At 66.5% G+C, this 8,354-nt stretch carries 9 protein-coding genes; 6 read left to right on the top strand and 3 right to left on the bottom strand.

The window, feature by feature from the left end:
- The 6 genes from J6500_RS31295 to J6500_RS31270 all read left to right on the top strand — a co-directional run.
- On the top strand, positions 1-1,407 hold a 1,407-nt coding region (locus tag J6500_RS31295), incomplete at its 5' end, for a cisplatin damage response ATP-dependent DNA ligase (RefSeq protein ID WP_225716557.1).
- A 96-nt stretch (positions 1,408-1,503) separates the two neighbouring features.
- Entirely contained in the window at positions 1,504-1,809 is a 306-nt protein-coding gene (locus J6500_RS31290) for a DUF6460 domain-containing protein (RefSeq protein ID WP_211983705.1), read from the top strand.
- A gap of 21 nt (positions 1,810-1,830) precedes the next feature.
- The gene (locus J6500_RS31285; protein WP_225716556.1) at positions 1,831-2,565 is read left to right on the top strand and encodes an MBL fold metallo-hydrolase; all 735 of its coding nucleotides are present in this window, start codon (positions 1,831-1,833) and stop codon (positions 2,563-2,565) included.
- Positions 2,566-2,567: 2 nt separating this feature from the next.
- The gene (locus J6500_RS31280; protein ID WP_225716555.1) at positions 2,568-3,890 is read left to right on the top strand and encodes an MATE family efflux transporter; all 1,323 of its coding nucleotides are present in this window, start codon (positions 2,568-2,570) and stop codon (positions 3,888-3,890) included.
- Positions 3,891-4,148: 258 nt separating this feature from the next.
- Positions 4,149-5,198 (top strand): hypothetical protein, encoded by a 1,050-nt coding sequence (locus J6500_RS31275; protein WP_225716554.1) that lies wholly within the window; start codon positions 4,149-4,151, stop codon positions 5,196-5,198.
- Between the two features lie 118 nt (positions 5,199-5,316).
- A complete protein-coding gene (locus J6500_RS31270) occupies positions 5,317-6,759 on the top strand; it encodes an MATE family efflux transporter (protein WP_225716553.1) in 1,443 nt (480 codons plus the stop codon).
- Between the two features lie 231 nt (positions 6,760-6,990).
- On the opposite strand, the gene J6500_RS31265 is transcribed toward J6500_RS31270, so the two are convergent.
- The 3 genes from J6500_RS31265 to J6500_RS31255 form a co-directional block, all read right to left on the bottom strand.
- Positions 6,991-7,407, bottom strand: coding sequence for an SRPBCC family protein (locus J6500_RS31265; RefSeq protein ID WP_225716552.1), 417 nt, complete (start codon positions 7,405-7,407; stop codon positions 6,991-6,993).
- Between the two features lie 55 nt (positions 7,408-7,462).
- Positions 7,463-7,822, bottom strand: a complete 360-nt coding sequence (locus J6500_RS31260; RefSeq protein ID WP_225716551.1) for a VOC family protein — start codon at positions 7,820-7,822, stop codon at positions 7,463-7,465.
- Between the two features lie 54 nt (positions 7,823-7,876).
- Positions 7,877-8,354, bottom strand: a 478-nt coding sequence (locus J6500_RS31255; protein WP_225716550.1) for a helix-turn-helix transcriptional regulator, incomplete at its 5' end; no start/stop codon positions are given.

The raw sequence follows: 8,354 nt of genomic DNA, 5'->3' as shown, positions 1-8,354 counted from the left end.
GGTGAGCTCCGCTTGAACAACAACATCGCGAATGCCGGGCACAACAACCCTCCCCCGCCCACCCTCACCGAGGTCGTCACCACGCTGCGCACGCTTGGCAAGGCCGAGCTGCCGGCGCAGCTGGCGCGGTGGCTGGATGAGCTCGACGAGACCGGGCGCTGGGCGCTGCTGAAGCTGGTCACCGGCGCGATGCGGATCGGGATCTCGGCGCGGCTGGCAAAGACCGCGGCGGCAGCCCTCGGCGACAAGGACCCGCACGAGATCGAGCTGATGTGGCCGGGCCTGTCACCGCCCTATCTCGACCTGTTCGCCTGGCTCGAAGGCCGCGGCGACAAGCCGGTCAACCGCGATCCGGCGCCGTTCCGCCCGGTGATGCTGGCGCATGCGATCGAGGACACGGACTTCGCCAATCTCGACGCCGCCGATTTCAGCGCCGAATGGAAGTGGGACGGCATCCGCGTGCAGGCGGTCTCCGGCCGCGACGAACGCGGCCACATCCAGACGCGGCTCTACTCGCGCACCGGCGAGGACATCACCGGCAGCTTTCCCGACCTCGTGCCGGCGCTGCACCTGCCCGGCGCCATCGACGGCGAACTATTGGTGCTGCGCGAGGGCCGGGTGCAGACCTTCAACGTGCTGCAGCAGCGGCTCAACCGCAAAGTGGTTTCGCCGAAACTGATCAAGGAATTCCCGATCCACCTGCGCGCCTACGACCTGCTGGGCGACGACGAGAACGATCTGCGCGAGCTGCCGTTCACCGAGCGCCGTGCGCATCTCGAACGCTTCGTCGCGAAGCTGAGCGATCCGCGCATCGATCTCTCGCCGACTGTCCCGTTCACAAGCTGGGACGAACTCGCGGCGGCGCGCGCCGATCCGAAGGCGGCCGGCGCCGGCGACGATGCCGACGCGGTCGAAGGCGTAATGCTGAAGCGGCGCGACGCGCCCTATCTGCCGGGGCGGCCGAAGGGCCCGTGGTGGAAGTGGAAGCGCGATCCGCACATCATCGACGCGGTGCTGATGTATGCCCAGCGCGGCCACGGCAAGCGCTCGTCCTATTATTCCGATTACACGTTCGGGGTCTGGACAAGCGGCGAGGCCGGCGACGAGCTGGTGCCGGTCGGCAAGGCCTATTTCGGCTTCACGGACGAGGAGCTGTTGCAGATCGACCGCTTCGTCCGCCGCAACACCACCGAGAAATTCGGCCCCGTCCGCCACGTCGTGCACGAGCCGGACCAGGGCCTCGTGCTGGAAGTCGCGTTCGAAGGGCTGCAGCGCTCGCCGCGGCACAAATCAGGCGTCGCGATGCGCTTCCCCCGCATCAACCGGCTGCGCTGGGACAAGCCGCCGCGCGAGGCTGACCGGCTGGAGACGCTTGAACGACTGTTAATGACCATGACATCGAATTAATTCCAACATTGCATGGCAGCCATTGATCGCGCATCGCGGGTTCCCCATGTGCCCCGCCGTGACCTATAATGCGGATGCTTCCGCTAGGAGACAGTGATGCCCAACGACGTCCGGGACTTGCCGGCCAGCCAGAATGACGGCCTGTACCGCTTTCTCGGCGGATCGCCGCTGTCGGTGGCGTTCCGGCTGATCCTGCTCTCGATCCTGGTCGGCGTCGTGCTCGCCACGATCGGCTTCGATCCCTGGAACATCCTCTACAGCATCCAGCGGTTGTTCCAGAACATCTGGGATTTCGGCTTCGACGCGATCAACTGGGCTTGGCGCTACTTCCTGCTCGGCGCCGTGGTCGTGATCCCGATCTGGCTGCTATCGCGGCTGTTCGGCGCGCCGCGCGGCCGCTAAGCCAAGGAGAGTTCGCAGCCGATGCAATTGCAATTTGTCGGCTGCGGCGATGCGTTCGGCTCCGGCGGCCGTTTCAACACCTGCTTCCATCTCACCGGCGCGCGCGTCAACGTCCTGATCGACTGCGGCGCGTCGTCGCTGCCGGCGATGAAGCGGCTCGGCATCGATCGCGACGCGATCGACCTGATCCTGATCACGCATTTTCATGGCGACCACTTCGCCGGCTTGCCGTTCCTGCTGCTCGACGCACAGTTCTCCCGCCGCTCCCGGCCGCTCGTGATCGCGGGGCCGCAGGGAATCGAGACCAAACTGCCGCAGGTGATGGAGGTGATGTTCGAGCACTCCTCGAAGACCAAGCAACGGTTCGATCTCCAGGTGGTCGCGCTCGCGCCGGAAGAGGTGCGCCGCTTCGGCGAGGTCGCCGTGACGCCCTACCCGGTCGTGCACGGCGAATCCGGCGGGCCGTTTTTAGGCTACCGCATCGAAGCGGAAGACCGCATCATCAGCTACAGCGCCGACACCGAATGGACCGATGCGCTGATCCCGGCCGCGCAGAATGCCGATCTCTTTATCGCGGAAGCCTACACCTACGATAAAATCGTGAAAAACCATCTCAGCCTGACGACGTTGCAAGCGCATCTGCCCGCCATCGGCGCCAAGCGCGTGGTGCTCACTCATATGAGCGACGACATGCTCGGCCGCCTCACCGGCCTGCCTTACCTCGCGGCGAGCGACGGCATGACCGTCGAGCTCTGACCATGCACGCGCCCGTCCATCCCCTGATCACGTCGCGCCAGGTGTTCGCCATCGCCGGCCCCGCGATGGTTGCCAACCTGACCACGCCGCTGATCGGCATCGTCTCGACCACCGCGATCGGCCGGCTCGACGACGCCGCGCTGCTCGGCGGCGTCGCGATGGCGTCGGTGATCTTCGACTGCCTGTTCTGGCTGTTCGCGTTCCTGCGCATGTCGACGCTGGCCTTCACCGCGCAGGCGCAGGGCGCCGGCGAGACGCAGGAATTCGCCGCGATCCTGGTTCGCGGCTTCATCGTCGCCGGGCTGATCGGCGCCGCGCTGATCGCGCTCCAGGTGCCGCTCGCGGCGGTCACGTTCCAGCTGATGGGCGGCAGCGAAGGCGTGACGCACGCCGCCAAAACCTATTTCATGATCCGGATCTGGTCGGCGCCCCTCGCACTCGGCAATTACGTCATCCTGGGCTGGCTGGTCGGACAGGCCCGCGCCAACACCGCGCTGGCGTTGCAGATCGTGATCAACGTCATCAACGTGGTGGCGACCGTGTTGCTGGTGCAGGCCTACGGTGCCGGCATTGCGGGCGCTGCGATCGCCGCCGTGCTTGCCGAGACGATCGGCTTCGCGCTCGGCGTCATCGTGGCGTGGCGGATCGCGCAGACCGGCTTTACCCTCTCGCGCGCCACGCTGTTCGATCGCGCCAAGCTGATGCGCATGCTCGCCGTCAACCGCGACATCATGATCCGGACCGCGGCGCTGATCGTCGTGTTCCTTTTCTTCACCGCCAAGGGTGCGCGCGAAGGCGATGTGACGCTGGCGGCCAATTCGGTGCTGAACAATTTCCTTTTGGTCTCGGCGTTCTTCCTTGACGGCCTCGCCAACGCCGCCCAGCAACTCTGCGGCCGGACCTTTGGCGCACGCGATGCCAGGGGATTCGCCGATTCGACCCGGCTGGTGCTGCTGTGGGGTATCGGCTTCGCGCTCGTCGTCTCGGCGCTGTTCGCGCTGTTCGGACCTGCGCTGATCGACCTGATGACGACCAGCGCGGAGGTGCGCCGCACTGCGCGCGATTTCCTGCTGTTCGTGATCCTGGCGCCGCTGCCCGGCGTGTTCGCGTTCGGGTTCGACGGCATCTATGTCGGCGCGACCTGGGCGCGCGAGATGCGCAATCTGATGCTCGCCTCGCTCGCGGCGTTCCTCGTGGTCTGGTGGATGCTCAGCGGCTACGGCAACGCCGGCCTGTGGACCGCACTGCTCGGCTTCTACGTCGCGCGCGGCGGCTTCCAGGGGCTGCGCTATCCGGCCTTGCTGAGGAAGTCGTTCAAGGTTTGAAGGCTCTCTCCGCTCCTTCTCCCCGCCTGCGGGGAGAAGGTCGGGATGAGGGCGAGTCTCCATGGGCAGCGCTTGAATTCCGATCTCCCCACAAGCGGGGCGAGGTGAAGAGCAGGCCGCGTAGCCCGGATGGAGCGAAAGCGTAATCCGGGGCCGCTGCATCCGCGGATGGACTTGGCCCGGATTGCACTTCGCTCCATCCGGGCTACGATCTTGCCCGCGAGGCTCGATCTCGCCAACGAGAGCAAGGGAGCAAACATGACCGCAGGCGAGAGCGCACAAGAAGCGCAATGGTGGAGGTGGCGCAGCGTCGCCGATCTCTACCACGCCTTCTTCACCGGCCTCATTCTCACCGTGGTGACGCGGCGCGGCACCGCTGACGCCGCCGAGTTCGTCTTCCGGGTGTTTCGCCGCCAGCAGCAAGAGCGCTTCCTGCCGGGCCTGAAGAAGCTCGGCCTCGATCATCTGCCGCCGGCGGTCGCCGCCGCGCAGTATCACTACCTCTCCAACTGGATCGGCGGCGTGCACGTCGAATACATGTACGAGACCGATCGCAAGGCCTGGATCCGCTATCCGCCGCCGCGCTGGATCTGGAAGGGCACCGCGATCTGCGGCGTGCCGGGTGAGGTGTCGCGCGCGATGCTGCGCGGCTGGCACGCCAATAACGGCGCAGCCCTCGGCGATCTCCGGCTCGGTTTCGTCTGCACCAAGCAGAGCGTCGACGGTCAGGACGGGCTCGAGGGTTATTACTGCGAATACGACCATCCGCTCGAGCTCGACCAGCGCCTGGTGTTCGCGCGCCATCTCGAGGCGCCGCGCTTCGATCCGGCAACTGCGCCGGCGCTGCCGGTCGACAGCTGGCCGAAGCCGCGGCTGGAGAAGGCCTATCGCAACTATGCGATGGAATATGTGAAGACGGCCGCGCCCGTGATCGTGCAGGCGTTCGGCCCGGAGGATGCCAGCTATCTGCTGCATCTCACCGGGAAGCTGATTGGCATGCAGTATTTTGACGAGGTGGCACGGGCGCTCAGTGGCAGTCGTGGCCATGCGGCGGAATTTGTGGCGTTCCTGCGCGTCCTCTTCGAATCGCAGGACGATGTCGCCGAGATCAGCGAATCCGAAGGCCAGTTCGAAATCCGTCAGCACGGCTGGAAGCTGATGGCCGACGTCGCCGACTATCATCCGGCCTGCGCCAGCGTGCTGACCGGCCTGTTCGAGGGGCTGGCGGCCGGCTGCGGGCGGCACATTCCGGTCCACCTGAAGCCGAACCGCGCTGCCGGCGCGCGGTTGATCTGGTCAATCGGCTAGCGTCCAGGTTCATCTGCAATCGCGCAGGCCCCCCTTGCGTCCCGCGCACATGGAATCCGGCGCCGCCATGGTAGGGAAACACCATGGCGCGGCTCCCTGGATCGCGCGGGGAGTTGAAATGTCCGATCTCGGCCTCGCCGAAATACCCGTCGATGAAGCGGAGCGGCCGCTGCCGCCGCCGGTGAGCAAGCCGGCGCGCAACGCGCTGCTCGACGGGCCGATCCTGCGCACGCTGCTCTGGCTGGCCTGGCCGAACGTCATCGCGCTCTCCGCAGGCACCTGTGTCGTGATCGCGGAGACCTCCTATATCGGCCGGCTCGGCGTCGAGTCGCTCGCAGCGATGGCGCTGGTGTTTCCCTGCGTGATCCTCACCATGACGATGTCCGGCGGCGCGATGGGCGGCGGCGTCGCGTCCTCGATCGCGCGTGCGCTCGGCGCCGGCGAGATCGAGCGCGCCTCGGCGCTCGCGGCGCACGCGCTGCTGATCGGGTTGACGTTCGGCGTGACGTTCATGCTCGGCATGCTGATCTTCGGCCCGCGCCTGCTCGAGCTGCTCGGCGGCCGCGGCAATGTGCTGGCGCAGGCGATCGCCTATTCGCAGATCTTCTTCGGCGGCGCGATCCTGCCCTGGCTGATGAACACCATGGCCGGCATCCTGCGCGGCACCGGCAACATGAAGCTGCCGTCGGCCATGATCCTGTCGTCGGCGTGCTGGCAGATCATCCTCGGCGGAACGCTGGGGCTCGGCCTCGGCCCGGTGCCGCAGTTCGGCATGCGCGGCGTCGCCGCCGGCTCATTGATCGCCTACACGATCAGCATCAGCGTGATGGGCTGGTATCTGTTCTCCGGCCGCGCTCGCGTCGTGCCAAAGCTCAAGGGGCTGCGCGTGCAATGGGTGATGTTCATCGACATCCTCAAGGTCGGCGCGGTCTCCTGCTTCTCGCCGCTGCAATCGGTGCTGACGATCTCGATCTTCACCCACATGCTGGCGCAGTTCGGCACCGCGGTGCTGGCCGGCTACGGCATCGGCGCGCGGCTCGAATTCATGCTGACCTCGGTGGCGTTCGCCGTCGGCATCGCCTCGGTGCCGATGATCGGCATGGCGGTCGGCGCCGAGCGCGTCGCGCGGGCGCGGCGCATCGCCTGGACCGCGGGTGCGGTGTCGTTCTGTTCGGTGGGCGTGGTCGGCAGCTTCATCGCGGTGTTTCCGGATCTCTGGGTCAATCTTTTCACCAACGATCCGCATGTGCGGGCCACCAGCCACGAATATCTGTCGACCGCGGCGCCGATGTATGCCTTCATCGGCCTTGCCATGTCGATGTACTTCTCCTCGCAGGGCGCAGCGAAGGTGATCGGCCCGGTGCTGGCGCAGACCGCGCGGCTGATCTTCATCGGCACCGGCGGCTGGTGGCTGTCGACCCATGAGGCCAGCGCGCAAAGCTTCTTCGTCCTCGCCGCCGCCTCGATGGGCGTGCTCGGCGTACTGTCCTGCCTCAGCGTGATCCTGACGCGCTGGGGCAAGCCGGCGGCGGTGGGCAACGTGCAGGCGGTGTTGTCGTAGCGTTGAAGGCGCGGTCTCAACTCGCAGTCCGCCGTCTGCAGCGAATCTGAATGCGTAACTAACGAGCGGCACCAAGTATTCAGTGTCGTCCCGGCGAAGGCCGGGACCCATAACCACGACCGTCAAATGTTCTTGAACGCTGGAGCCACAGCGCGTTTCAACAACGCCCCCCTGTGGTTATGGGTCCCGGCCTTCGCCGGGACGACACCGGATATGCTGGACCACTGTCCGCTACGCCGCACTCTCCGCCTTCGCGGCCTGCGCCAGCGCCTTCTGCATCGCTAACGCCCCCTGATCCATCTGCGCGTCGATGTAGGGCGCGACCTCGTTCGGCAGCACGTCGGTAATCCACAGCACGCGGCAGCGGCCGTCGCCCTCGGAGAACACCTGGGCCGAGGCTGAGTGCTGCGTCAGGCGCTCGCTCTTGATGGCATAGACCAGCCGCCGCCGGCTGTCGTTGCAATCGACCAGCGTTTCGCGCGCCACCGAGCCGTTCGAAAACGTGACGATGCGCGCATCGCCGTCAAGCCTGGTGTCGGTCACGAAGCCCGGCGCCAGCCGCGTATGCACCGCGCCGAAATCGCGCAACACGTCCCAGACGTGGTCGGCCGGGGCGTCGATCGGGATGTCCTTGTAGATGGAAGCCATGGGTTCGAAATCCTCGTTTGCTGGATGTGACGGTAAGTGGCGGAACGGGTTGCAGTTACGTGCACACCGCTTCGACATTGTTGCCGTCGGGATCGATCAGGAACGCGGCGTAATAGGTCGGGCTATAGTCCTTGCGGTGGCCTGCCGCGCCGTTGTCCTTGCCGCCGGCCTTGAGGCCGTCGGTATGGAACGTCTTGATCGCGTCGTGATCCGGCGCGCGGAACGCGACATGCGCGCCGCCCGGCGCCTTGCCCTTGTGCAGATGCAGCCAGAGCGCCGGCTCGCCCTTGGGGCCGAAGCCGGCGCCGCTGTCGTCACGCGAGCACAGCACGAAGCCGAGCGGCGCCAGCGCAGCGGTATAGAAGCGCACGCTGGCGTCGAGGTCGGCGACGCGCAATCCGATATGGTCGTACATGATAGGGTCTCCAGTCGTTGAGCGCGCTATGACGCGCGGGCCGGAGCACCCTAGCTATTGCAGGGCGAGGCGTTCTTGGAAAATCTTGCGGTCGCCGCGCGAGGCCTGGCGGAACTTGAGCGGCGAGGCGCCGGCGGCGCGGTGGAAGCTGCGCACAAAATTGGAGAGATCGCCGAAACCGACGTCATAGGCGATGTCGGTGATCGGGCTGTCGTCGTCGGCCAGCCGGCGCGCCGCGTGGCGCAGCCGCGAGCGCACCAGATATTGATGCGGGGTGACGCCGAGCACCGACGAAAACAGCCGCAGGAAATGGAAGGTGCTGAGCCCGGCCTGCTCGGCGGCATCGTCGAGGTCGATGGCGTGGTGCGAATTGGCGTCGATCCACAGCGCGGTCTCCACCGCGCAGCGGCGGTCGCGCAGCGCCGCCGTCAGCGGCTTTGCCTTGCGGTCGGACACCACCTCGACGAAGCGGCTCGCGAGCAGGTGGCCGATCTCGTCGAGGCCGACGTCACTGTTGCCAGCTGCCGCCGTT

This window comes from Bradyrhizobium semiaridum (assembly GCF_020329505.1).
GTDB classification, from domain to species: Bacteria; Pseudomonadota; Alphaproteobacteria; order Rhizobiales; family Xanthobacteraceae; genus Bradyrhizobium; species Bradyrhizobium semiaridum.
The sequence above is the reverse complement of the archived record's forward strand: the minus strand, read 5'-3'. Positions and strand labels throughout refer to the sequence as shown.